The organism is Tumebacillus algifaecis, from assembly GCF_002243515.1.
GTDB classification, from domain to species: Bacteria; Bacillota; Bacilli; order Tumebacillales; family Tumebacillaceae; genus Tumebacillus_A; species Tumebacillus_A algifaecis.
Genome location: NZ_CP022657.1, coordinates 4,178,509 through 4,202,693, shown reverse-complemented (window position 1 = coordinate 4,202,693; position 24,185 = coordinate 4,178,509). Strand labels below are relative to the sequence as shown.

Below are 24,185 nucleotides of genomic sequence, written 5' to 3'. Positions count from 1 at the left end.
CTTTACATGCCAGACATGCCCGAGCCGGAATGGTTATGCTCCATCTTTTCTTTCATCATCTCTTTGTTCATCTCCCACGAATGCTTGGTCAGATCGTCGTAGGTCAGCAAGCTCCCTTGACCATGCTGTTTCAAAAAGGCTTCTGCATCCGCTTTTTCTTTGAAGGAGATTACATTGTAGGCCATCGGTGTCATGATGTCCTTGTGAAACACATACGCAGCCTTTTCGATCTTGACCCACTCATCGGTGTTGTAATCGCGGACGAACTGTTGTTGAACCTGATCGGTGCCATTTTTGGCTGCCCAGGCGAACAAACAACCGATATCATCAAATTTCATCGCTTTCCCATTCTCTTGTACCAGTTCGACCGCAAATTTGTCGTCTTTTACCAGCATGTTACAAATAGCGCATTTGTCCACTTTTTCGTCAACGGCTACCGGTTGCACCTCTTTTGTACCACAACCGCTCAGCGTCGTGCTGATCAGCAGTGCGGCAAGCGCGGTGAAGAGTAAGTTTTGTTTTTTCATATTGAAGACCTCCAGATTCTATTTTTCCAAAAGGGCAGTATTCCTGCCGCCAGCATGAGCAGAGACACGAAGAGCACTCGCTTGGGGAGCGGCTCGGCCTGTGCTTCGTTTGCTGGATGATCGGGTGCAGCCAGCAGTGGAGCTGTGTCTTGCAGCCAATGATCGGTCTTGCTGGTGAACATTTCTTCTAGCACGGCAAAACCAGGCGCCTGAAAGAAAAGCTGATAGGCAGGCACCGCATCGGTCAGGGCGAGGAAAAAGGGGGAGGCGAGATACGGCAATTCCGAAAGATTGTCGCCGTTCAAATCCAAACCACGGTGGGTATCCCAGAAATTTGCCCACAAGCGGTTGTTGCTGCTATCAACCGCTTGCGCTTGTACGACATTGCCGCTCCATACGTTGCCGCGCAGTTCATTGTCGGTTGCCCCCGTCATCAGCACACCCAAGAAATTGTTGGAGATATCGTTGTCGAGGATCGAGTTGGCAGTGGAACTGTCTACGTAGAGTCCGATGCGATTGTCGGCGATCAGATTGTTGGCAATGCTCGCATGCGTCACGTTGTACAACAGCACACCTTGCGAGTGCACGTGCCCAGACTGTTTGAAAATCCTATTGTTTAGAATGTGGCTGCCGACATCCTCCATCACCATCGCACCGGTTACGTTTCTTTCCAATAGATTGTCGGAGATTCGTGACCGCTCGGTGAACATCAGATGCACCCCGTAGCGGGAGTCGGTGATGTGGTTGTGGCTGATCTGGTTGCGGGCGCTGTGCTCAAGATAGATTCCATCTTGGACGAACTGGAACTGTGAGTTCTCGATGCGGTTGTCATTCGCCTGCCGCAGTTCGATACCATGCCCTCTGTCGTTTAGCTCCGGTTCCGTTCCCCTGATCTGCAAATTTTGCAACAGGTTGTGATCGGCGTTGATCAGTTTGATCGCCGTCTGCCTGCTCGTGATCGAGGTGTTAGTCACTTCGTTCGCATCACCCTCCAAGACGAGCGGCGTTTGGTCATCTTGCAAAATGAGCCCAGACACGACAACTCCGCTCGCCTTCACCTGCAACAACGGTTGATCTGTCGGCGCGTCAGACGCCCTGACCAGTTGCGCCTCGTTCCCGCGCAGTTGCAACGGCTTGCTGATGACGACAGGTCCCTCATACAACCCTGGGGGAAGCTGAACGGTCGAGCCTGGCTTGGCACTGTCAATCAAAGCCTGTACGTTGGTCGGGCGCTCCGAACTTTGCCCGTGAGCAGTTCCAGAAAAAAGAAAGGCACAGACCAGAAATGGCAAGACACAGAGAACCCGTTCCGATCTCTTCATGTGGTCACCTCCTGTTACAAGGTTGATTATAGACGAGGAGCGAGAGCGCTCCATATGACTCGACTGGGCTAATTTTGTTACCATTTCATGACTTTCGCTCCATGAAAGCATCGAGAACCCGATCCGGCAGGGCGAGCAAATCCGGTAATTCATGATGAATCCGCTCGCAACCTTTGAAACGAAAACGACGAATGACGTAGGTGATCCGATCGTCGATTGGCTTTCGTCCTACGCGCCTCCGACTCCCGCTTGTGTATAAGTCATCTTACATATTGGGTAAATATGCTTCTCTGCACTCCGTATGAAAAACACCAAGCTTTTCTTCAAATTGATAATGAGATACTATAACCATATGGTTTTTTGGGGGACGGCTCTGGTGCAACTGTTGGCGCAGTGGCACATCTTTCAGAGGCGTCCTTTTTCTGTTCTAGGGTATGTATGGTGGTCAATACATCCGTCAACCTTTGGTCATTTAGAATCGGCTGTAACAATTTACATCGAGTGATCGTACCTCTACCTGTTTAGTTTCCAGGTTTTATGCTGTGTTTTGCAGTGCTCTCAACATCGGAGTTTTTTGACTGGAAAGCGCAAAAATGCCGGATCATCTACCGATCCGGCATCCAGCACTACTTTGCTTATGCAAACACTTGCTCAATGCGCTCCAGCGCCCAGTCCAACTCTTCCCGTGTGATCACGAGCGGCGGTGCGAAACGGATGGTTGTTTCATGCGTTTCCTTGCACAGCAGCCCCAGTTCTTTCAGTTTCTCGCAGAAGGGGCGCGCCGCTGTGTTCAGCTCAATCCCGATGAACAGTCCGCGTCCGCGGATCTCTTGGATCGTCTCATGTTGAATGGCGCGCAACCGCTCTAGAAAATAGGCGCCGAGCTCCAGCGAACGCTGTGGAAGCTGCTCTTCTTCCACCACTTGTACGGATGCGAGCGCGACTGCTGCCGCCAGAGGATTGCCTCCAAACGTGGAGCCGTGAGAGCCCGGTTCAAAGACGCTGAGCACTTCGCTGTCTGCCGCTACGGCAGATACAGGGAACACCCCGCCGCCTAGCGCTTTGCCCATGATGTACATGTCCGGTTTCACATCTTCCCAATCGGAGGCGAACATCTTGCCGGTGCGGCCAAAGCCGGTTTGGATTTCATCGGCCAACAGCAGCACGCGATGTTCTTTGCACAACTCCTCCGCCGCTTTCAGGAACCCATCTTGCGGTATGATGATGCCAGCTTCGCCTTGGATCGGTTCGACGAGAAAAGCGACAGTGTTTGGGTTGATCGCTGCCCGAAGCGCCTCAATGTCGCCGTATGGGATCATTCGAAACCCTGGGGTGAACGGTCCAAACCCTTGCTTGTACTCTTCAGCTGAAGAAAACGAAGTGATCGTGATCGTCCTTCCGTGAAAGTTACCTTCACAAACGATGATCTCCGCCTGATTCTCCGGCACCTGTTTCACCGAATAGCCCCATCTGCGCGCCGCTTTTAAAGCGGTTTCAACCGCTTCAGCCCCAGTGTTCATCGGCAAGATCATCTCTTTGCCCGTCACCTTTGACATCTGTTCGTAAAAATCTCCCAACTGGTCGTTGTAAAACGCCCGTGAGGTCAGCGTGACGCGGTCCGCTTGGTCTTTTAACGCCTGAATGATCTTCGGATGACGATGTCCTTGGTTGAGTGCGGAATAGGCGCTCAACATATCCATGTATCGATTGCCTTCTGCGTCTTCTACCCAGACACCCTCTGCCTGCGAGATCACAATCGGCAGCGGATGATAATTTTTCGCTCCATACTTTTCGGTCGTTTGAATCACTTTTCCAGATCGATTCATTTGCTGACATCCCCCTTCTTTGTTCCATTCCTAACATATCATATCCCTTGGAAAATTTACGCATCCATTTGTGCTTGTTCCACATTTGAGTTGGCCTTGAACTGATGTGTTAGATCGCTCAAGAATAGAGTACACGTCGATGAGATTCCGTTGGAACTGCGGAAATGCCTCAGCTAATGTGGGGGATCAGAACACTACCGCTTTGCTAATCCGTTTCATTTGGCAAGTCGTGTAGTGACCAGCACTTCACGTACATGGCGCGCGGGTAAGCCAAACGAACACAGCAAAAAGGGAAGCCCACAGCGGCTTTTCTTTTTTGTGATAAAATTTATACAACTGCATGGATCGGAGGTACTTATGAAAAAACGAGTCGCGATCGGCATGATCAGCCATGAATCGAACAGCTTTTCCCCGGTACCCACTCCGCGTGTTGCCTGGGAAAAATGGGGCTTGAGCTCAGGCGATGACATCCTGACCGTCTAGAAGGGAAGCCATACGCCCGTCGGCGCTTTTCTCGACTATGCGGAACAAGCGGGCTGGGACGTCATCCCCACCTTGGCTGCGCACCGCTTTTTGTACCACAAGGTTGCCCGCCCGATCTGGCCGCTTGACATCACATGAGGGGAGGTGCGAGATGAAACTGACGATCACCCACAAAAAGCCGTCCCGACTGCTCAATCCGGCCAGCGGATTTCTCAGCGGGTACAGCCACACGCTCAACCCGTACACAGGCTGTTCATATGCCTGTTCCTACTGCTATGTGCGCCAGATGCCAGTGGCGTTGTTTCGGGGCGAAGAGTGGGGCACTTGGATCGACGTGAAGACGGAAGCGGCCACCAAGCTAAAAAAGGAACTGCAAAGCGCCAAGAAAAAAGGTCCGGTCACCATCTTTATGTCCTCCAGCACCGACCCGTACCAACCGCTCGAAGCGCAGGAAAAAGTCACTCGCGGTTTGCTCGAAACGATGGTGGAGGAGCCGCCCGACTTCCTGTTTGTCCAAACGCGCAGTCCGCTCGTCACTCGCGACCTCGACCTCTTTGCACAATTGAAAGACCGCATTCGCATCTCGATCACCGTCGAAACGGACCGCGACGAGATCCGCAGGCTGTTCGCACCGAAAGCCCCGCCGATTCGAGCAAGGCTCCAAGCGTTGCAAACGATCGCCGATGCTGGGCTCCCCGTCCAAGCGGCGATCGCGCCCGTCTTGCCGTGCAGTGACAACTTCGCCCGCACGCTGGCGGGCATCGTCACCCGCGTCTGCCTCGACGACTACTTCATGGGAGATGGTAGCGGGGGCAGGCGCACCGAGCGGTTGGGTATCCAAGACCTCTACCGGGAAGCGGATCTCAATGACTGGTACGACCGAACTGCCTACCTGCGCGTCTGGCAACAACTGCAACAGGAATTTCCACCCGAGCAACTCTTTCGCTCCCAACTAGGATTTCTTCCCAACTAGCCAAAGCTTCCCTGCGAAGCTTTGGCTAGTTGGGTTGTCCTGATCTGATACCCCGAGGAGTGCGCGAGATCATGTAGGTTCTTTTTCGCAAATGGGCTCTAGTTGTCCGCGGCGTACATACATTAGAGATAGTTACGACTGTCAAGCCGGAGGTGTATGTCCTGATGTTCGCAGAGCCGTTTGCCGGAGAACTGATCAAACTGATTCTGATCAACATCGTTCTAAGCTGTGATAACGCCTTGCTGATCGCTCTTGTCTGCTGGAACTTGCCCGCTCAACTGCAGAAAAAAGCGTTTTGGTGGGGCAGCATGGGGACGGTGGTGTTGAAAGTTGGTTTGACCTTTGTGGCGGCGCAGTTGCTGGAGATTCCCTTTCTGCAGGCGGTGGGCGGACTTTTGCTCGTCTACATCGCGATCGGGCTGCTTCGCCAAGAGCAGAATGAGACTGGGCTGCGCGATCCGCAGTCTGGACTGTGGGGTGCCGTGAAAACGATCATGCTCGCCGACCTCGTGATGAGCATCGACAACACGGTCGCCGTCGCGGCCGTCGCGGGTGACAACCTGCTGTTGATCGCGATCGGGTTTGCCGTTTCAGTTCCGGTGATCATGTTCAGCGCCGATTTTGTGACGCGGCTGATGGAGCGCTTCCCATTTGTGATCTCTGCGGCTGCCGCATTTTTAGGGTATACGGCATGGGAAATGGTGCGGCAAGATCTGGTCGTCGGGCTCTTCCTCTCCACACATCTCGCACAGGCGGACGCGTTGATCCCGTGGTTGCTCATCGCGAGCTTCCTGCTCTACGGCTGGAAAAGGCAAAATCGCGTGGTCAGCGTGCCTTTTTCCAGAAGTAAAAAGTATGATGATGCCAGGCTCAGATGAGTCTGGCATTTTAAGAAAGATGAAGGAAACCAAACTATATAAAATCATAAATAATATCAATTTACATAATTGACAATACAAGGTAATCATGAGTATCCTATCTAAGATGAGATGTAAAAGAGTATCAACGAAAACCGTATCCTCATTTATAATCGGGAAATATGACGATGCTGTGGTTATATAGCAGAGAAGAGGTGATCGATCATGCAAGGGAGTGGTAGGGCAGGGAGCCTTGCAACAGAGTGGCCAGTTCTGAATGGCACTTATCAAATGATGACCTACGTGACGGAAGATGCACTTGCGCACCTTGCGATCGGTGAGTGTTGTCATCATGCCCAAGTGGTTGATGCGGTCTGGATACTAGAAGAGATGGTTTTCTTAGCGGATGACGACAGAAAGCCTGCTCTGCAAGAGGTGTAGCAAATGGCATCCAATATGTTTTCCGTCTTGAAGATTCGTGATTTTCGACTGCTTTGGCTTGGTTTGATCGTTTCCAACCTTGGCACGTGGGCGCAGTTGTACGCAGAACAATGGTATGTTTTCTCCTTCAATGAATCAGCGACCGACGTTTCCATGCTCATTTTTGTGCAAGCGGTGCCGAACATTCTGTTCATGTTGTTAGGCGGTATCCTTGCCGATCGGTTTAACCGACGCAAGTTGCTGTTTTTCACGCAGGGGATGCAAGCGTTTTTGACCTTGCTGCTCGCCGTGTTCATCACGATGAACGTGATGGATCTCTACCTGTACTACACCATCAATTTTTTATATGGATTATTGATCGGTCTTGATCTTCCAGCTCGCCGTTCGATCGTTCCAAACATCGTTCCGCCTGAGCAGTTGTCGAAAGCATTGTCGGTTTACAACGCGACTTTTCAATTGGCGATGTTTGCAGGTCCGGTGATCGGATCGACTTTGGTTGCGCTGTTTGGATACAAAATGGTGTTCTATCTAAACTTCTTGAGCTTTTCGGCCATCCTCTATGCGATCTGGCAGATGAAGATTCCAGACAAAATCCAGAACGTCAGTGTCCAACCTACTTTGTTTTCCGAACTAAAAAATGCGGGTGAAGCATTCCGGCTGCATCGGGTGCTCCTGACGATGGTCATTCTCAACTTCCTGTTTATCGCTTTGGGCCGGATCGACTATCTGTTTCCATCAATCTCTGACAAACTGCTCCACCTTGGTGTGGAAACTGCTGGCTGGTTGAACTCCTCATTGGGAATTGGATATGTGATCGGTTCGGTGCTATGTGGGACATTCGAAAAGTATTTCAAACAAAATGTTCTCGCGACCTTGATCTTCAATACGCTGGCCTTATGTCTGACCACATGGGCGATCGCCGCCTCGCCCTACTTATGGATCGATTGCATCGCGCTCGCCATTCGTGGTGCGGTGGCTTCGATTGGCGGGATTGTCATCAGCAATGCGCTACAAACGACCACTCCCGACCAGCATATGGGGAAAGTGATGGGGGTGCAAAGTGCTGTAGTATCAGCGGCGCAAATGGCGTCCTTCCCGGTTGGAGTGATGACCGACTGGTTTGGCATTCAAACGATCTTAAACGGGCTTGCCCTCAGCAGTTTGTTGATCCTCGGGTATGTCATGGTCAAACGCAAACAGGTGAACGGGATGTCATCCTCTAAAGCACAAGGGATTCTACTTGCGAAAAAGGATCTCAAGGGGCTTTGATTGTCACTTGGAGTTTTGACATAATTGCATGACACTCAACTCGTATCAACTAAGTTCTAGAAAGCTATCGCAATTTTATTGTGGTGGTCTCAGCGTGTAGACCTCGTACAGAAAGGTACTTTGACTACACGCTGAAATGCCCTTCTTGTTTTCTGGCAAGAAGGGCATTTGTCTGCAATTTGATGCGGTTGCGTTAGCAACGGCTTTTTATTTTGAAGTGCGTGACTTACTTAACTAGTCTCGATAAGCATGGAGAAAGGTTTGGGGAGTAAATAAAAATTTAATGAAATGTCGTTTTTGATCGTAACAAAATAATAGGTAGTATATTCAAACAAATGTTACAATTGATAGACTAATTTCTACTTCGTAGTTATAATTAAAAATATTGGTAATTGATTACTTGTTTACAAAATGACATATATTGTTCACGGAGGGGATATAGGTGAGCACGTCTGAACATAAAATGGTTTCCGAAATGGAAAATGTCAATCTGCTTCGGAGAATTATAGAGATCATGTACGAAAAAGGGGAAACCATACGTGGTTTTTCCTCTCGGCTACATATGAGTCGTGAGACGTTACGTTTGATTCTTGTTGCTGAACGACCCGTTTCTCCTTCTGAAGTCGAGGAAATTGCAAATGGGTTAGGGGTCTCAGTGGCTCGTCTAAAACAAATGGATACTTATAAACAACAACAAGAACTAGAAGCGTTCTTTAACTCGGATAATCGAACAAAGCCCATGTATATTCGTAATACTGCATTCGCTGAAGAGTTGGTCGAGATGGCTTTAGGCTCAACTGAACGAGGTTTCAGTCTGAATAACCTTGGTAGAATCTATTATTCGCAAGGCGAATACGAGAAGGCTTACAATGTTTGGACTAGTGCGATGGATTACGCCAAGAAACTGAACGAACAATATAAAGAAAAAAGGCTACTTCATCTAGTAACAGCCAGTCTTATGTTATGTTATACCATTTTTAAGGAATACAGCAGTTGTCATGAGTTACTTCAAATGGTCGAAACTGTTTTTGTAGATGATGCTGAAACACTTGCTATGGCACAATACACAAGAATGATCATGCAAGAGGACCGAGGTAACATTCAAAAAGCAATGGAACATGCTTACAAGTCCTTAGAGTTTTTTAAACAGATCGATAGCAATGAGCAAATTGCGATTGCTCTTCTAAATGCCGCGCATTACGAATATATAATAAGGAACTATACGGAATCTGCTAAATTGCTTTCTGAAGCAATGCATTTTGCAGAGTCTTTTGAGGACACTTTGGCTTTAATCATCAAGGAATACGTGAAGTCTCTAATTCAACTTAAAGATTACACCACAGCTATCCAATTGATCGAAGAATACGCTAGTTTGACCAAGCAGTATCCAGAATACTGGGGCAAACTACAGATCATGTATACGGTCGCGAAAGACGATCCTTCGTACGCAGCCAGCGTAAGCAGAAGTGATGAATTTTCTCGTTCGGTACGTTTCTATGCTTGTAAGTGCCTCATGGAATTTTATTTTTTGAAGAATGACGCAGAAACAGCCATGAGTTACTATGAAAGAAGTCGCATATTTTCAAATACGAAGAGTGAATTTATGAATGAGAGGGGATTCTGATGAAAAGAAAAATGCTTTTGGGAGTAGGATTAATCCTAGTTGCAACCTTCGTTTTCGGTTCAACAAAAATGAACATAACCGCTGAAACGAAACCCCCACAACCGCCAGGAATCGTTTATCTTCCAGTGTATTAATTCTTTCGTCCCTCGTACATTCATTATGAGGGGCCTTTTATTGTCACTCATCTGAAGTGACAATTGTCACCGATTAAAAGACGACCAAAAATTTGAACGATAAACCACCTCAGATTTTACGAGGTGGTTTATTGTTTTGATAGGACGAACACATCTTGGAGGTGGGTGTTATGCATTCTCTTGGGCAACGAATTAGGGAAATACGTTTGAAAACAGGTCTCACGCAAATCGAACTGGCGAAAGGTCTTTGCACTCCGTCAATGGTGTCCCAGATCGAATCTGATCGAGCTCGTCCGTCATACAAAATCTTGGTTGCACTCGCAGCGCGGCTCGAAGTTCCACTTGAATATCTTGTAAAAGAGGTCAACTTCGAGCTGGAGAATTCAAGTAAATACAAGATGGCTCTGCAACAAAAGCGCGGTGATCTGTAGATCATCGCGCATTCTTACTTTCATTCTACAGAGGGGGTATAAATATGTTGCGATATATCAATTTCCTTTTAGCATTAGTAACGATTGGTTTGTTTTTCCTCTTTTTTGAGCAAGTGGAAGTCATACATTCGCTATGGACCGGCAGCGAGGGGCAGACAGTAAGTATGCAGCTGTCTCTATTTTCATGCACTTTAACCTCAGATGTTAGGACAGGTACCTATCACAATTATGGCGCTTATACTTTGATCTTATTAGTAGTCACTAGCTTACTACCAATTGTAAGAAAAAAGTGGTAGAGCTCAAATAGATCATAGACTGGTACGAAGCAATACGGGGCGGTTTTGAAAACCGTTAGGAGGCAACCCCACGCAGGTTAATACAGCTTGGAGCAATTGAATAAAGCCAAGAGCAAACTGCCCGTCCCGAGCAGCACTGCCGATGATGGCCAATGTGATGCCACCGCATCCAAGATTGTATGGTTGTCAAAAATAAGCTAGGCTGGAAACACAGCGTAGCGTTTTTCTCTATTTGGGGAGAGGTGGGCCCTGTAGTCGTTGTACCACCATGGGTGCATCCAGTGCCTGCCGGACGTCGCCGTCTACGATCTGGTCGAGTCAAAGGAGGAAACGAATGATGAACAACCACTGGCATGAGCGCTTCAACACCGCCGATTATGTGTTTGGCAAAGAGCCCAACGCTTTTCTGGCCTCGATCGCCCATCGACTACCAGCGGAGGGCAAGTGGCTGGCCATCGCGGAAGGCGAGGGGCGCAACGCCGTCTTCCTCGCTGAGCAAGGGCATCGCGTCACCACTTGGGACTTGGCGGAATCGGGCCTTCAAAAAACGAAACAGCTCGCCGCCGAGCGCAACGTTGCGGTCGCGACCGAATGGGTCGATCTCAGCAACGCCGTTTGGCAGCCCGCACAGTGGGACGGCATCGTCTGCATCTTTGGTCATTTCCCGGAAGCATTGCGGAATCGCACCTTGCAAGGCGTGAAAACGGCGGTCAAACCGGGCGGGTACTATCTGACCGAAGTCTATTCGAAGTATCAACTGCCCTACAAGAGCGGTGGACCGAAAGATGAGGCGTTGCTGTACCAAGCGGAGGATCTGTTGCAAGCGTTTGCCGATTGGAAGATTGTCCACTTTTTCATGGGCGAAGTGGTTCGCGAGGAAGGGACGGGTCACCAAGGTCTGTCCCACGTGATCCAGCTTTTGGCGCAAAAGCAATAAGAAAAGGGAAGCCTGTCACGGGCTTCCCTTTTTTCGACTGCGTTTCATTTGGCGCGGAGAACCGCTCCTGCGCTTAGCGCGCCGGTTTGTCTTTCTCAAACATGACGATCAAGGCTGGCAACAGGATTCCGCGGATCAGGAAGGTATCGAGCAGAATGCCGATCGCCACGATAAATCCAAACACGAACAAGACTTGAATCGGCTGGGTCATCAGCACAGCAAACGTCGCAGCCAGCAGGAAACCTGCCGATGAGATCACACCGCCCGTCGAGGCGACCGCAAGTTCGACCGCTTTTTTGACCGGATGTTTTCGCCGCTCCTCCATGAATCTGGAGATCAGGATGATGTTGTAGTCGATCCCGAGCGCGACCAGGAACACGAACGTGTACAGCGGAACTCGGTTGCTGACCGCTTCGATGTCAAATAGAAGGTCGGTCAGGAAAAGTCCAAGCCCGACGGCAGACAGGAAGGACAGCAAGATCGTACCGATCATATAAATCGGCATTTTCACCGAACGAGTCATCGCGATCAGCAACAGGAAGATCAGGATGGACTCAAGCAGAACCATCACCAACAGGTCGCGGTTGTTGACCGCCCGATCATCCACTTTTGTCGCCGTCTCTCCGGCAAAATAGAGCGTTCCTTCCAGTCCGCTCGCTTGGACCAGTGCGCCCGACTCCTCACGCATGTTTTCAAGCGCGTCCATCGATTCGATCGCATAAGGGCTTTCGGTGAAGGTCAGACTGTAGCGGACCACTTTTTCATTCGGAGACAGCTCGCTCAACCGAACGTTGTTGACCAAGGGCTGTGCGGAAAGCGTGTCGCGCAAACTCTCTTGCTCGGCTTGGGACAGGGCGCGCTCAGATTCGAACAGGACGGTGGTTGGGGCCAGATCGCCCTTTTCAAACTTGTCTTCCAGAATTTCATAGCCGACGCGCGAGGGCATGTCGTTCGGGAATGATTTGATCGTATCGAATTCATACGACAGATTGAACAGATTGCTGGCCGAAAGGACCAGCAGAATCAGAATGGACAGTGCGGAGATGATCGGTTTCTTTGTGACCATGCGCCCCACTTTTGACCAGACGGAGTTCGGGGAAATCTGTTGGTCGCCGACTCTCGGGATTTTCGGCCAGAACGACTTACGGCCAAACAGTGTGAATAAGGCAGGCACCAAAGTCACCGAGGCCAGCATAATTACGAACATCGTCGTACCGAAAATCGGGGCGAAGTTGCGATAATCTCCATACTCTGCAAAAAACAAGAGGAGCATCGCCACCAAGACGGTACCGCCGGAGAAAAAGACCGGAAGCCCCGTTTCGCGCATCGCCCATTTCATCGCATCGAACTTGTTCTCATGCTGTTTCAATTCTTCACGGAATCGGGAAAATACAAAGAGTGAATAGTCGATAATCGCCGCAAATAGCAGGATGGACATGATCGACAAGGACTGCTTGCTCAGTTCCAGTCCGGCTTTCCCAAACAGCCCTAACAACTGATTGACCACTTCATAGACAAAGGCCGCCGCAAGCAGTGGGATCAAGGCCAGCAGTGGCGAACGGTAGATCACGATCAACAAGATCAGGATCAGGCCGACGGTAGACAACAGCAATACGACATCCGCTCGGGAGAAGAGGTTTAACGAATCGACAGCAATGCCAGCAGGACCCGTGACATACATCGCCAGCGACGAGGACTGATCGGCGATGTCTTTGATTTGGGTCAGCTTTTCGTCCAATTGCTTGCTTTCCAGTCCAGAATCGAAACGGACGGGGATGACAGCTGTCGTCTTGTCATCTGAGAAAAAGCTGGCGACCGCTTGGGGCGGTAATCCATCAATGGACAGCACTTCCTTTAGTCCGACGATCGAGGCACCGCGTATCTCGTTCAGCAGGGCAGACAGTTCGTCCGCTTTCAGCTCGCCTGCGTTGGACTGAAACACGAGTAAGGCAGGCACATCTTCCGTACCTTCAAAATTCTGATCGACTTTCATTTGGGCGATGACCGATTGGGCATCTTGCGGTAACGAATCAATGCTGGAAACTTCGTACTCCTTGGCTCCTGGCGCAAACAGAGCCAGCAACATCGTCATCACGAACCAGAGACTGAGTGTGATCCACATCCCTTTTTTTGTTGCAGTAAAATCGGTCACTTTGCGCAATACGTTTTTCATTTGATATCCGCCTCTCATTTTGAACCAGAGTTGCAATCGAGGGCCCTCAATACTCACTCCATACAAAAATGACACTGGTGTCACCCTTATTATCTTCCTTAGGTGACACAAGTGTCAATTATCATTTTGTGAACATTCCGTGACGCAAAATCTCCTTGATGGAGCGCAGCCACTCGTCCTGTGCGATCCCAAAATGATTGGGGAGATTGATCGTTTGAAAAATGATCCCCAACAAGAGTCCGTCAGGCAGATCGTCCTTGAGGATTTTTTCTTGGCGGCCTAAGTCGATAAAGCGTTGCAAGAGTTGATAGAGGCTGAGATGGGACTCGTCCATCTTTTTTTTGTTGGCGATCACTTTCGGATTGGAACTGACCGGAAGTTGATGGATCATCCCGAGAATTTGATGAATCATGCTATGTCGGAAAATCACCTGCATCAAGTAATCGAATTGTGCAGTAAATCCGGTGTGGTTTTCGATCAGCTTGATTTCACCGAGCATCAACTCCATCTCATAAATCATGAAATCGGAGATCAGCTCTTCCTTGTTCTCATAGTATTTGTAAAGGGTGCCACGCGAGACTTCGAGGCGCTCGGCCAGCAATCCAAAATGGAATCCTTCATATTTGTGTTGTAGCAGGAGCTGTTTCACTTCCTGAAATAATTGATCTGTCGTGAACTTTCTTTCACGTGCCATCGGTTCACCTCATTAACCAAAAATAATCTGTCCCATCAGTGTAACACGAAAGGTGGCTGTATCAGGCATGTTGGTGCCTAGGTGATAGAAAAAACAAAAGCGACAGGCGTGCGCGCTGCCTGTCGCCTGTCGCTTGCAAAAAGCAACGCGCTGCCCGTTACGCAGCGCGCGGTCCCCTGTTCATCAGTACAACTCGCATCAAGACCAACAAAACGGCGAGGCCGATAAACGAGTACACAAACCCGATACTATCAACGACCGCTCCGAAGAGCGGAAAGATCAGCATGATCCCAAACGAAGTCAAAAGCGAGATCAGCGAGAAGAAGGTCGCCCGCACTTGGGCGGTCAATTTGGCCTGCACAAAATTGTTGAAGATCGGCTCCAGTCCGGTGCTCAGCATCCCCATCGCGTACAGCAGCAGCACGGACACCCAACCGTTGACGACAGCAAAGATGATCAAAAATAGCAAAAACCCAAAATAGATCACTTGAAACAGCTTGGAAAATTGAATCTTTTCCTCGACGCGATGCGCCAGTTTGGCCGCCGCCGCACCGAGCAGTGATTCGGCCATGAAAATAAATCCGATCTCGCCTGTCGAAAAGCCTTGCCGTTTCAAATACTCTTGCGCGTAGAAGATCACGACCGTCATGACCGTCACCACCGAGATGAACAGTATGACCGGACGGTGCAGGGAAGGCTCCTTTTTCCAGATCGAGAGCGTGTCCACAAACTGCCCCTTCCACAATTGCAAGGTAGTCTTTTTCTCCTCCGGCACGGCTACCCGCTCCGGTTCTTTGACAAACCAGACCACCACCATCGCGAGCAGTTGTGCGACGATGATCGAGGAATAGACCAAATTCCAGCTCAGCCCGGCCATCAATCCGCCCGTCCATTGTGCGATCGACAGCGAAAGCAGAAACAAGGCGGTCTCATTGCCCGTGATCTTCGTATAACTGCTTTCCTTGCCGCCCGCCTGCAACGTTTCATAGAGCAGAGCCTGTGAAGCGCCCGACTTGAACGTGATCGCGAGTCCCATCAGGGAGAAGGCGAGCGTGAAGGTGAAGAAATTGCCCGAGATCATCATGAACAGGGCGTAGAACAGTGAAATAAACGTTCCGATCAACATGCTCTTTCGCCGCCCGTATAGATCGGCAACAATCCCGGTCGGCACTTCAAAAAACAGGATCGCAAAGTGCAACAGCGATTCCAACAAGCCGACCTGTGCCATATTCATTCCGCGTTCCACCAAAAACAAGACCCACAGCGCGCGGTCAAAAAACAATCCGGTCGCAAACGTGTAGCCGTAGATCAGCCACACATTGTTGCGTACCCCTTTCGTGTTCATCTTTCGTTCCCCCACTCATCTTACACCGCAAGTAGATGCGGACAGTCTTGCTTTACGTACTCCTGTGCATGGATGACAAACTTGGAAGCCGCAGGAGACACCGTCTGAATACAGCGCGTGACAAGCCCCAGCGTACGTGGGCTAGCGGGCAGCAACGGCAGAGCTGGCGTTGGGTGCAAACTAGTCGGAATGCTCAATTCGGGCAACACCGCCACGCCGATGCCTTCTTGTACCATCGCGAGGATCGTCGCCGTATCACGCACTTCAAACAACACCTGTGGCACCAGACCGACTGCCGCAAACTGTTCGCGAACCTGCCCGACACAGCTGTACTTCGGGAGGATGAGTGGTTCGTTTGCCAACTGCTCGATGCTCAGTGACGCTTGCTGTTGCAAAGGGTGGTGTGGTGTCAGGAACACTTGTAGGTGGTCTTGGATCAAAGGGAAGCTGCCCACCCCTTCGATCGGCAGTGGAAGCAGGCCCAAATCGACGACCGAATGGAAGACCCAGTTGGTGACCTCCTCTTGGCTGCCTTCCGACACGATCAGTTCAATCCCCGGAAAACGGCTTGCATACGTCCCGATGATCTTTGGCAGGAGCTTGGACGCGATGCCAGGGATCGACCCGATGCGCAGTGTCCCGACCTCCAGTCCCCGCAAGGCGTCCGCTTCTTGTTTAATTAACATCGTTCGACGTAAAATCTCCCGGACATGCATCAACATATGCTCTCCGATTTTGGTCGGTGTGATCCCACTGCGACTCCGATTGAGCAACATTACGCCAAGCGTTCCTTCCAACGCAGAGATCGTCTGTGAAACGGCCGACTGCGAAAGCCCCAACTGCTCGCTCGCTTTGGTAAAGCTCTTCGATTCGATCACCGTCACAAACACCTGAAATTGCAACAGCGTCACCGCGTCCCCTCCTCTTCTATAGGTGTGCTGATATTTATCTATCATAAAATCAGATTTGATTGATAGAGAAAAGATAGTTAAGACCATTATAACAAGACTGGTAAAAAAGAACAGGTCGAATCACAGCGGAGGACGCGAGATGAGCCCACAAAAAAAAGCTGTCAGTGGAAGTTGATCCACTGACAGCTCGGGGAGTGGCACATCGTCGCTTAAAACTCTTCGATGCGCGGTTTGCGTTTTTTCGTCACCATGCTGTACAGGACAGGCACGAACAGCAGGGTGAGGAAGGTGGAGGTGGTCAAGCCACCGATGACGGTGAGGGCCAGACCTTTCGAGATCAGACCCGCCTGTTCTTGCGACAGGCTGAGCGGAAGCAGCGCGAAGATGGTAGCCAGCGCCGTCATCACGATCGGACGCAGGCGCGTTTTGGCCGCTTCGACGACCGCTTCGGTCATTTCTACGCCTGCATCACGGTTTTTCTCGACGCGGTCAAGCAGGACGACCGCGTTGGTGACGACGATCCCGATCAGCATGAGCAGACCGATCATGCCGCTCATCGACAGCGGTTCGCCAGTGATGAGCAGGGAACCGAGGGCACCGATTGGCACGAACAGGAGCGAGGACAGAATGACCAGCGGCGTTTTCAAGCCGCCAAAGGTGATGCTCAAGATCAGGAAGACGAGGAAGACGGCTGCAACCATCGCCATGCCTAGATCGGTAAAGCCTTCGGTGATCATTTCCAGTCCGCCACCCGTCTCATGGGTGACCCCATCCGGCAAGGTCATCATGTCGAGGTCGGCCAACACAGCGTTGGTCACTTTTGCTGTGTCGGAGCCTTTGATGTTGGCGGTGAGGCTCGCATACACTTTGCCATCTTGATGCGGGATGGCGACCGGAGTTTCTTCGACCTTGATGTCGGCGATTTCGCCCAGCGTTTTCACACCTGCTGCGGTCGGCAGTTTGACGGCTGCCAACTGCTCTTGGGTCGTGATCGCCTCCGAATATTTCAAGGTGACCTCCCAGGTCTTGCCACCCAATTCGTAGTTGCCGACTGCGACGGGGCGCAGTTGTTCGGAGACGGCCGCCATCAGCACATATCCGCTGACTCCTGCGTCTTCACCCGCTTTGTTCAACGTGATGCCCCATTTTGGGCGCTGTTCGTTCATGTTGTTGGTGACATCTTTCAAATCCGGGTTTTGTTTCAGCGCTTCTTCGACTTGAGTCGCCGCTTTGCCAAGCGCCGTCAAGTCTTGCCCATACAGTTGAATGTTGATGTTGTTCCCAGACGGTGGGCCGCCTTGGTCTTGGCTTTCCTTGACGGTGATTTCAGCGTTTTTCTCAACTTCTTGGACCAGTGCGGTCAACTCTTTTTTCGTCGTATCGATCATGTCAGACAAGGACACGTCATCTTGCAGATGGATCGTAAAGTTTGCTTCGTTCGGCGTGCTGCCCATTTCGTGGAGATTGAGCGACGTGCCTGAGGAGATCGAGACTTGGCTGTACTCGATGCCTTTTTGGTCTTTCAGGTAAGCTTCGACCTTCTTGGCGACCTCATCGGTGCGTTCCAGCGAGGTGCCGTTCGGAAGCTTCATCGTCGCTTGGATCTGCTTGCCTTCTCCTTGCGGCAGGAAGGAGACGCCGAGCACTGGAATCATCGCCAGCGAGCCGACCAGCAGAACGACGGTCAGGCTGATGACGAGACCTTTTTTGCGCAGGGAAGCGCGAAGCAGTTTTTCAAACCCTTGCGTGATCTTGCCTTCTTTATGCTCCAGCTTGATCTTTTTGAAGAACGTGCTCCCGAGCACTGGGATCAAGACCAGCGAGACGAGCAACGAGAAGAGAATCGAGGTGACGACGGCGATGGCGAACGGGCGGAAAAATTCGCCGATGATGCCAGACACCAAGGCGAGCGGTGCGAACACGACCACCGTGGCAAACGTCGAGGAAGCGACGGCGCCAGTTACTTCTTTGGTCGCGTGGTAAGCGAGCGCTTTGCCGCTCATCGTGTCGCCTTTTTCCTGACGCCAGCGGTAGATGTTTTCGATGACGACGATCGAGTCATCGACGATGCGGCCGATCGCGACAGCCAAACCGCCGAGCGTCATGATGTTCAGCGTGTAGCCGAACTGGTTGAGCACGAAGATCGTACCCATGATTGACAGCGGCAGGGACAGAATCGAGATCAGTGTCGCCCGCACACTGCGCAGGAAGAGCAAGATGATCAGGACGGTGAACATGGCGCCGAGCAGACCTTCACGGATCAGCGCAGAGACCGATTTTTCCACTTCCGCCCCTTGGTCAAAGATGACATGGAAGGTGAGATCTTTCTCCGCTTGCCATTTGCTCAGAACATCTTTGACTTTGGTGACCACTTCGGCAGTGTTGGCGTCTTGCGTCTTTTGCACTTCGATGGTCAGCGAGGGCTGGCCGTTGAAGCGCGTGATTTCCGATTGGGTGGTCACTTCGGAGATGGTGGCCACATCTTGTAGTAGTACCGGCGCCGTCTGCACGGCAGTTTGTCCTTGACCGCCCTGCAGATTCGGTGTTTGACCGGGAATTCCTTGCGGTACGGACGCAGATTGACCTGCGGCGAGCTTGAGTTTTTTTAACTCATCGACACTGTTGAGGTCGCCAGTCAGGCGCACGGGGATCGAGTTGCCAGCGCTCTCTACATTGCCGAGCGGGAGCGAGTACTCTTTGGCTTGGATCCCATCTTTGATAGCGGCAAGCGTTAGGCCGTGCGCTTGGGCTTTGTCTTGGTCAACCACCACTTGCAGTTCGGTGACCTGAGCGCCTTTGAGCGCGGCATTAGCAACGCCATTGATCTGTTTGAGTTCGGGCATCACGCTTTTTTCGAACAAGTTTTGCAGCTCGGTCGCGTTGGAGCCAGAGACTGCCACTTGGTAGACGGGCATCGAGTTGCCCGACATGCGGATGACGTTGACATCCGCGCGATCGGGCAGTTTGATTTTGGCGATCGCCTCTTCCACCTTGCTCGTCATGTCGGTCATATCGGTACCGAACGGGTAGGAGATAAAGATGGTCGATGCGTTTTCGGCTGAATTGGAGGTGATCCCGTCGGTCCCCTGCATGGCGAGGAGCGACTTTTCGATCGGGTTGGTGATTTCCTTTTCCACGTCGGCCGCCGCTTCGCCAGGATAGATCGCTTGCACGAGCAAGCCTGGGAAGGTGACGTCGGGGAAGGTTTCGATTTTGATTTGGCTGGTCGAGAACAGCCCGCCGATCAGAATCAGCACACAGAGGATGCTGACGGCGACCGTATGTTTCAAACTGAGTTTGGTAATTCCACTCATCAAAATGCTTACCCCTTTCTTTGCTTAACTGAGGTAAGCATAGTGTGTCTATGTGAACTGAATATGAACAACATCAAATTCGTGGGAAGTCGATCTCGAACGTGGTGCCGATCTCCAGTTGGCTTTTGACGCTGATCTTGCCGCCGTGGATCGCAATGATTTTTTTGACGATGGCAAGACCCAGACCATTCCCACCGAGCGCGCGGTCGCGCGATTTATCAGCCTTATAGAAGCGTTCGAAGATTTTGGACAGATCGGCGGCGGAGATTCCGCTTCCCGTGTCGGAAAAAGCGACGGTGACGGCGTTTTCTTGCAGGCGCAACTCGATGCGGATCGTACCGCCGGGCGGGGTGTATTTGATCGCGTTGGCGAGCAGGTTGGTCCAGACTTGGCTGAGCTGATCGACATCGACGGGAAGCGTCACAGGATGCAGGAGCAGTTCGATGTTCAGTTCTTTGGCGGACCATTGCGGCTCGGCCGCGATCACCGCTTGGCGGATGCTTTCATCGAGTCGGCACGGTATCGGGTGGAACGGATAGTGCTCCGATTCCAAAGAGGCGAGGCGGAGCAGATTTTCACTGAGGCGCGAGATGCGCTCGCTCTCATCGGAAATGATCTGCAGGTAACGCTTTTGGTCTTCTGGTGACAGCTCACCATCTTGCAGCGCTTTGGAAAAACCGCGAATCGAAGTCAGCGGCGATTGGATCTCATGCGAGACGTTGGAGACGAAGTCTTGGCGCATTTGTTCAAGCTGTTGTAACTCTTGTGCCATGTGGTTGAAACTATTGGCCAACGTGCCGAGTTCGTCTTTGCGCCGATACTTGATGCGCACATCAAAATCGCCAGTGGCGAGCCGGTTCGTCGCAGTCGTCATCTGTTTGAGCGGGCGGACGAGCAAGCGCGACGAGACCAAGATGAGCAACGAGCCGATGCCGAGAATGGTCGACAGCACGATGAGTAGGTAGTAGTGCGCCTCCTGCGCCTGTTTGCCAGAAGCGGGCTGGACAAACAGGGCGTAACGCTTACCGTCGATTTGCAGCGGCATTCCGACCAAAATTTTCTCGAAATTCACTTTGCCCTCCAGCGAACTGCGATATACGCCGCCTTGCAGCACTTTGCTGACCACACTTTGGTCGATTTCGGGTCGATCTTTGGTCGGGTAAGGGGCGAAGAAACGCTTGCCGCCCTGTTCGTGGTAGAGCACGAGCCAATAGTCGTTGAGCACAGACATGTTGCGGAAGAACGAGTCTACATCTTTTGGGCTTTGCGTATCAAAGAGGCGGATCACCTGTTTGCCGACTTTGGTCATGTCTTCTTGCACCATTTCGAGCGCTTCAGTTTGGAACAGGTAGAGGGAGATGAAGAAGGTAGCGATCAGACTGACGAGCACGACCCCGATGAACGTGAGCACGATGCGCAGGTAGAGCGACTTGATCATGAGTTGACCTCCAAGCGGTAGCCAAGTCCGCGCACCGTCGAGATTTTAAAAGCGGTCACCAAGGGCTGCAACCGTTCGCGAAGCCGCTTGACATGGACATCGACCGTGCGGTCATCGCCCTCATAGTCCAGCCCCCAGATGCTTTCGATCAACTGCGCTCGCGTAAAAATCTGCCCAGGGTACCCGGCCAGTTTGTAGAGCAGTTCAAACTCTTTGGGCGGCAAGGCGATACGTTGATCGGAGCTGACCACTTCATAGGTCAAGCTGTCGATTTGCACATCGCCGATGCGAAGCGTTTGCGAGGCGTTGATACGGTAGCGCTTGAGCAGCGCCTTGACCCGCATGACCAACTCCAGCGGGTCGAACGGCTTGACGAGATAGTCGTCGGTGCCGAGCTGAAAGCCTTTGATTTTTTGCTCCGATTCGCTTTTGGCGGTGACCATGAGGATCGGCAGGTCATACTCCTGTTTGATCGTGTGGCAAAATTCGTATCCGTCCATCTGCGGCATCATGATGTCGAGCACGATCAGATCGGGAAGCTCTTGTTCCACGAGCCGCAACGCTTCGACGCCGTTTTGCGCTTCGAGCGTGTGAAAGCCCGCTTTTTGCAAATAGTGTTTTATCAGTTCGCGAATGTGCGGATCATCATCGGTGATGAGAATTTTGATCATGGGTGGTCCCACCTTTCGAGATCATGATAACAAAAAAGAAGCCCGAAGGCTTCGTTTTACACTCTATGACTCCGCTCGTTCTTGGCGTTGTAGCCAATCGTTGATCAGGTCGAGCAGCTCTTTGTCGATCGGCAGTTGCACCGCTTTTTTGTACGTTGCTTTCAGGCCGAGCATCGATGGTTCCCCCGCATCTTTGCGCAGGAGGTGGTGGAGGTCGGGGATGAGATGCCATTCGCTCGGGCCGGAGACGAGAGAAGCGATCGTTTCGGCGTGCTCGGGCAGGACTTGGATGTCTTTGCTTCCAGTGACGACCAGCGTCGGGCAGCTCACATGGGGCAAGGTATTGCAAATATCATACGCGTAATGTTCGCGGAACCACTTGGCGTTTACTTTGACCCCTTTGATGCGGATCGTGTCGGTCGTGGAGTTGGTAAGCTTTGCGACCGTCTTGTCGCTATCTTTGCGTCCTTTGTCGGCCACTTTGAACAGGCGGATCAGGAAGCCCTTCCATCCGGACATCTTGGCAAGTTCGGTGAAGGCCATGTCATTTTGGCGAGCGACGGTGACTTTCAGCGATTCGGCGATGCCGGAGAGGAGGAGCAGCCCTTTGACCGCTTCACGCTCGAACAATTGCGGGGCGAGAATCGCGCCTTCGCTGTGGCCGAGCACGTAGATGCGCTCCGGGTCGATGCCCGGTTGGTTTTTCAAAAAGCGGACGGCAGCCACCGCGTCATCGACTAGATCGTACATCCCTGCCGCGTGGTAATCGCCTCCGCTGGCGCCGATCCCGCGCTTGTCATAGCGGAGCGAGGCAAATCCGATGCGGGCCGCGTGTTCAGCAAGCTGTTTGAACAAATTGATCGGCAGGCCTGGCGCATCCGAATTGCGGTCGATCGGGCCGGACCCGTGCAGAAAGAGGATGGCGGGAAGCAGGTCTGAGCTGTGGTGCGGTATGTTGAGCGTGCCTTGAAGCGGAAAGGTGCTAGGTATGGTCACTTCATGTGCGGGCATGAACGTCACTTCCTTTTGCGAAATATTTTTCGGGCGAACAACAGGTAGAACAGCGTCGGAAACGGGCATTGAATCAATCCTCAGATGCCCAAAACCAGCGATTATGGACATGCTTGCGGGCGTTTAGAAACAGACAGATGAGTTCAAAGATAGTACGTTTGAGATCTGGAAAAGGTTCACAAGTTTCAAAAATAGTGTACACAAAAAAAGGACATCCCGTATGAGATGTCCTTTAGGCGCTTTGTTCAACGGTTGGAGTAGAGACAGGAGCTTGGTTTAGGCTGTAGCCTCGCAATCGCGGGTTGAGGATGCCTAGCAGTACGCAGCTTAGCAAGAGACCACCGCCAAGGACATACGTCATTCTCGATCCGATCTGCGCAGCCAAAACGCCAATCCCCCCGTAAGTGATCGGGATGGCCAAGGATAGACCGATCGACATTACGCTACCAACCCGACCTCGCATGGCAGAAGGTGTCAGCACTTGAATCAGCGTTCCGAGTGGCAAGGCTGACATCATCACCGCAAAGCCGATACAGAAGTTACCGATGCAAGCGACTGGCAGCGCAGGAGCTAGTGCTACGAGCATCATGCCTAGCCCCTGTATTCCGAGACCGCCGATAAACCATCTGCCAATTCTTTGCGGGGAAACTACACCGATCAAAATACCGCCGAGTAATAAACCAAGTCCGATCGCAGCATCGAACAAACCCAACGCACTGGCATCCGACTGCATTTCCACCTGAATATACATCGGGGGTAGCACGTTGGTCGGCCCGAGTGCCACATTGCTGATCATCCCGATCACGACGAGCAGGAGGATGATCGGCTGCTTGCTCATCCAGCGGAGGCCTACCTTGATATCGGCCCAAATCGAGGTGTCAGATGTCTTCCGATCGAGTGATTCACTCACTCGGTACCGTACCATCATGAGAAATCCCAAGGAGACCAAAAAGGTAAGTGAATCGATCGCAATTGTGACAATAGCGCCCGCCCAAGCGATCAGGATCCCTCCGACCGTTGCGCCGAACAAGCGGTTGACCTGCTTGGATGTAGACATGAGAGAATTGGCGCGCAGCAACTGCTCCTTTTCAACGATTTCAGGTAGCCATGCAGTGAGTGAGCTGGAGAAAAGTGACTTTCCTAGCGATAAGCAAATCGATACCAGATAGATCTGCCACAGTGCAAATGTGCCGAACCAAAAGGAGAGGGCAAGCAAAGCGGTTGCTGTAAATTGAAACAGATCTGCGATCTGCATCAGCAACTTCCGATTCCAGCGGTCAGCAAGGGCTCCGAGGAACATGCCAAAGATCACTTCAGGCAAAAAGGTTGCAACGAGTAATAGTGCCACATGCATGGACGAGCCTGTTTGTTCAAACACGTACCACGAAATCGAAATGCTGTACACGACATCGCCGAAAGAGGAGATAGTCTGTCCAAACCAAAGATTTCGAAAATTCCGGTTGCTAAATAGGCTGCCCAATCCAGCAGAAAGTGAGGACATTGGGAAC

At 51.5% G+C, this 24,185-nt stretch carries 20 protein-coding genes and 1 pseudogene; 8 read left to right on the top strand and 13 right to left on the bottom strand.

What is annotated here, in order from left to right; genetic code table 11:
- Positions 1–2: 2 nt before the first annotated feature.
- From CIG75_RS18630 to CIG75_RS18620, 4 genes and pseudogenes are all read right to left on the bottom strand, one after another.
- Positions 3–527: a nitrous oxide reductase accessory protein NosL gene (locus CIG75_RS18630; protein WP_094237983.1), complete on the bottom strand. Its 525-nt coding sequence runs from the start codon at positions 525–527 to the stop codon at positions 3–5.
- A complete protein-coding gene (locus tag CIG75_RS18625; RefSeq protein ID WP_157729645.1) occupies positions 524–1,849 on the bottom strand; it encodes a right-handed parallel beta-helix repeat-containing protein in 1,326 nt (441 codons plus the stop codon). The genes CIG75_RS18630 and CIG75_RS18625 overlap by 4 nt, the downstream gene beginning before the upstream one ends.
- An 85-nt stretch (positions 1,850–1,934) precedes the next feature.
- Positions 1,935–2,099 (bottom strand): annotated as a pseudogene (locus CIG75_RS21660) (DUF6431 domain-containing protein); the annotation flags it as partial.
- Between the two features lie 385 nt (positions 2,100–2,484).
- Entirely contained in the window at positions 2,485–3,675 is a 1,191-nt protein-coding gene (locus CIG75_RS18620) for an ornithine--oxo-acid transaminase (RefSeq protein WP_094237981.1), read from the bottom strand.
- A 357-nt stretch (positions 3,676–4,032) separates the two neighbouring features.
- On the opposite strand from CIG75_RS18620, the gene CIG75_RS20960 reads away from it, so the two are divergent.
- From CIG75_RS20960 to CIG75_RS18580, 8 genes are all read left to right on the top strand, one after another.
- Positions 4,033–4,158, top strand: a complete 126-nt coding sequence (locus tag CIG75_RS20960) for a M81 family metallopeptidase (protein WP_172844484.1) — start codon at positions 4,033–4,035, stop codon at positions 4,156–4,158.
- Between the two features lie 151 nt (positions 4,159–4,309).
- On the top strand, positions 4,310–5,131 hold the full coding sequence (locus CIG75_RS18615; protein ID WP_094237980.1) for an SPL family radical SAM protein: 822 nt from the start codon (positions 4,310–4,312) through the stop codon (positions 5,129–5,131).
- Between the two features lie 164 nt (positions 5,132–5,295).
- Positions 5,296–6,009: a TerC family protein gene (locus CIG75_RS18610; protein ID WP_094237979.1), complete on the top strand. Its 714-nt coding sequence runs from the start codon at positions 5,296–5,298 to the stop codon at positions 6,007–6,009.
- 204 nt (positions 6,010–6,213) lie between these two features.
- Positions 6,214–6,429: a hypothetical protein gene (locus CIG75_RS18605; RefSeq protein WP_094237978.1), complete on the top strand. Its 216-nt coding sequence runs from the start codon at positions 6,214–6,216 to the stop codon at positions 6,427–6,429.
- A 3-nt stretch (positions 6,430–6,432) separates the two neighbouring features.
- On the top strand, positions 6,433–7,698 hold the full coding sequence (locus tag CIG75_RS18600; protein WP_094237977.1) for an MFS transporter: 1,266 nt from the start codon (positions 6,433–6,435) through the stop codon (positions 7,696–7,698).
- A 442-nt stretch (positions 7,699–8,140) separates the two neighbouring features.
- On the top strand, positions 8,141–9,322 hold the full coding sequence (locus CIG75_RS18595) for a helix-turn-helix domain-containing protein (RefSeq protein WP_094237976.1): 1,182 nt from the start codon (positions 8,141–8,143) through the stop codon (positions 9,320–9,322).
- Positions 9,323–9,626: 304 nt separating this feature from the next.
- Complete coding sequence (locus CIG75_RS18590) at positions 9,627–9,887, top strand: helix-turn-helix domain-containing protein (RefSeq protein WP_094237975.1); 261 nt, start codon at positions 9,627–9,629, stop codon at positions 9,885–9,887.
- Between the two features lie 633 nt (positions 9,888–10,520).
- A complete protein-coding gene (locus CIG75_RS18580; RefSeq protein WP_094237973.1) occupies positions 10,521–11,120 on the top strand; it encodes a class I SAM-dependent methyltransferase in 600 nt (199 codons plus the stop codon).
- A gap of 73 nt (positions 11,121–11,193) precedes the next feature.
- Here CIG75_RS18580 and CIG75_RS18575 read toward each other — a convergent pair whose 3' ends face one another.
- The 9 genes from CIG75_RS18575 to CIG75_RS18530 all read right to left on the bottom strand — a co-directional run bounded on the left by CIG75_RS18575 (position 11,194) and on the right by CIG75_RS18530 (position 24,178).
- Positions 11,194–13,293 (bottom strand): MMPL family transporter, encoded by a 2,100-nt coding sequence (locus tag CIG75_RS18575; protein WP_094237972.1) that lies wholly within the window; start codon positions 13,291–13,293, stop codon positions 11,194–11,196.
- A gap of 121 nt (positions 13,294–13,414) precedes the next feature.
- Positions 13,415–13,987, bottom strand: a complete 573-nt coding sequence (locus CIG75_RS18570; protein WP_094237971.1) for a TetR/AcrR family transcriptional regulator — start codon at positions 13,985–13,987, stop codon at positions 13,415–13,417.
- A 157-nt stretch (positions 13,988–14,144) separates the two neighbouring features.
- Complete coding sequence (locus CIG75_RS18565) at positions 14,145–15,332, bottom strand: MFS transporter (protein ID WP_094237970.1); 1,188 nt, start codon at positions 15,330–15,332, stop codon at positions 14,145–14,147.
- A gap of 20 nt (positions 15,333–15,352) precedes the next feature.
- Positions 15,353–16,243 (bottom strand): LysR family transcriptional regulator, encoded by an 891-nt coding sequence (locus tag CIG75_RS18560; protein WP_172844483.1) that lies wholly within the window; start codon positions 16,241–16,243, stop codon positions 15,353–15,355.
- A gap of 209 nt (positions 16,244–16,452) precedes the next feature.
- Complete coding sequence (locus CIG75_RS18555) at positions 16,453–19,557, bottom strand: efflux RND transporter permease subunit (protein WP_094237968.1); 3,105 nt, start codon at positions 19,555–19,557, stop codon at positions 16,453–16,455.
- 73 nt (positions 19,558–19,630) lie between these two features.
- The gene (locus tag CIG75_RS18550) at positions 19,631–20,995 is read right to left on the bottom strand and encodes a sensor histidine kinase (protein ID WP_094237967.1); all 1,365 of its coding nucleotides are present in this window, start codon (positions 20,993–20,995) and stop codon (positions 19,631–19,633) included.
- A complete protein-coding gene (locus tag CIG75_RS18545) occupies positions 20,992–21,666 on the bottom strand; it encodes a response regulator transcription factor (protein ID WP_094237966.1) in 675 nt (224 codons plus the stop codon). The genes CIG75_RS18550 and CIG75_RS18545 overlap by 4 nt, the downstream gene beginning before the upstream one ends.
- Positions 21,667–21,729: 63 nt before the next feature.
- Positions 21,730–22,677, bottom strand: coding sequence for an alpha/beta hydrolase (locus CIG75_RS18540; RefSeq protein WP_157729644.1), 948 nt, complete (start codon positions 22,675–22,677; stop codon positions 21,730–21,732).
- A gap of 232 nt (positions 22,678–22,909) precedes the next feature.
- On the bottom strand, positions 22,910–24,178 hold the full coding sequence (locus CIG75_RS18530) for an MFS transporter (protein WP_157729643.1): 1,269 nt from the start codon (positions 24,176–24,178) through the stop codon (positions 22,910–22,912).
- Positions 24,179–24,185 lie beyond the last annotated feature (7 nt).

Excerpts from the sequence above, each read along its gene's own strand:
- CIG75_RS18625 (WP_157729645.1), bottom strand. The coding sequence starts at position 1,849 with ATGAAGAGATCGGAACGGGTTCTCTGTGTCTTGCCATTTCTGGTCTGT.
- CIG75_RS18610 (WP_094237979.1), top strand. The coding sequence starts at position 5,296 with ATGTTCGCAGAGCCGTTTGCCGGAGAACTGATCAAACTGATTCTGATC.
- CIG75_RS18620 (WP_094237981.1), bottom strand. The coding sequence starts at position 3,675 with ATGAATCGATCTGGAAAAGTGATTCAAACGACCGAAAAGTATGGAGCG.
- CIG75_RS18600 (WP_094237977.1), top strand. The coding sequence starts at position 6,433 with ATGGCATCCAATATGTTTTCCGTCTTGAAGATTCGTGATTTTCGACTG.
- CIG75_RS18540 (WP_157729644.1), bottom strand. The coding sequence starts at position 22,677 with ATGCCCGCACATGAAGTGACCATACCTAGCACCTTTCCGCTTCAAGGC.
- CIG75_RS18555 (WP_094237968.1), bottom strand. The coding sequence starts at position 19,557 with ATGAGTGGAATTACCAAACTCAGTTTGAAACATACGGTCGCCGTCAGC.
- CIG75_RS18565 (WP_094237970.1), bottom strand. The coding sequence starts at position 15,332 with ATGAACACGAAAGGGGTACGCAACAATGTGTGGCTGATCTACGGCTAC.
- CIG75_RS20960 (WP_172844484.1), top strand. The coding sequence starts at position 4,033 with ATGAAAAAACGAGTCGCGATCGGCATGATCAGCCATGAATCGAACAGC.
- CIG75_RS18605 (WP_094237978.1), top strand. The coding sequence starts at position 6,214 with ATGCAAGGGAGTGGTAGGGCAGGGAGCCTTGCAACAGAGTGGCCAGTT.
- CIG75_RS18575 (WP_094237972.1), bottom strand. The coding sequence starts at position 13,293 with ATGAAAAACGTATTGCGCAAAGTGACCGATTTTACTGCAACAAAAAAA.
- CIG75_RS18615 (WP_094237980.1), top strand. The coding sequence starts at position 4,310 with ATGAAACTGACGATCACCCACAAAAAGCCGTCCCGACTGCTCAATCCG.
- CIG75_RS18530 (WP_157729643.1), bottom strand. The coding sequence starts at position 24,178 with ATGTCCTCACTTTCTGCTGGATTGGGCAGCCTATTTAGCAACCGGAAT.
- CIG75_RS18590 (WP_094237975.1), top strand. The coding sequence starts at position 9,627 with ATGCATTCTCTTGGGCAACGAATTAGGGAAATACGTTTGAAAACAGGT.
- CIG75_RS18570 (WP_094237971.1), bottom strand. The coding sequence starts at position 13,987 with ATGGCACGTGAAAGAAAGTTCACGACAGATCAATTATTTCAGGAAGTG.
- CIG75_RS18550 (WP_094237967.1), bottom strand. The coding sequence starts at position 20,995 with ATGATCAAGTCGCTCTACCTGCGCATCGTGCTCACGTTCATCGGGGTC.
- CIG75_RS18630 (WP_094237983.1), bottom strand. The coding sequence starts at position 527 with ATGAAAAAACAAAACTTACTCTTCACCGCGCTTGCCGCACTGCTGATC.
- CIG75_RS18580 (WP_094237973.1), top strand. The coding sequence starts at position 10,521 with ATGAACAACCACTGGCATGAGCGCTTCAACACCGCCGATTATGTGTTT.
- CIG75_RS18545 (WP_094237966.1), bottom strand. The coding sequence starts at position 21,666 with ATGATCAAAATTCTCATCACCGATGATGATCCGCACATTCGCGAACTG.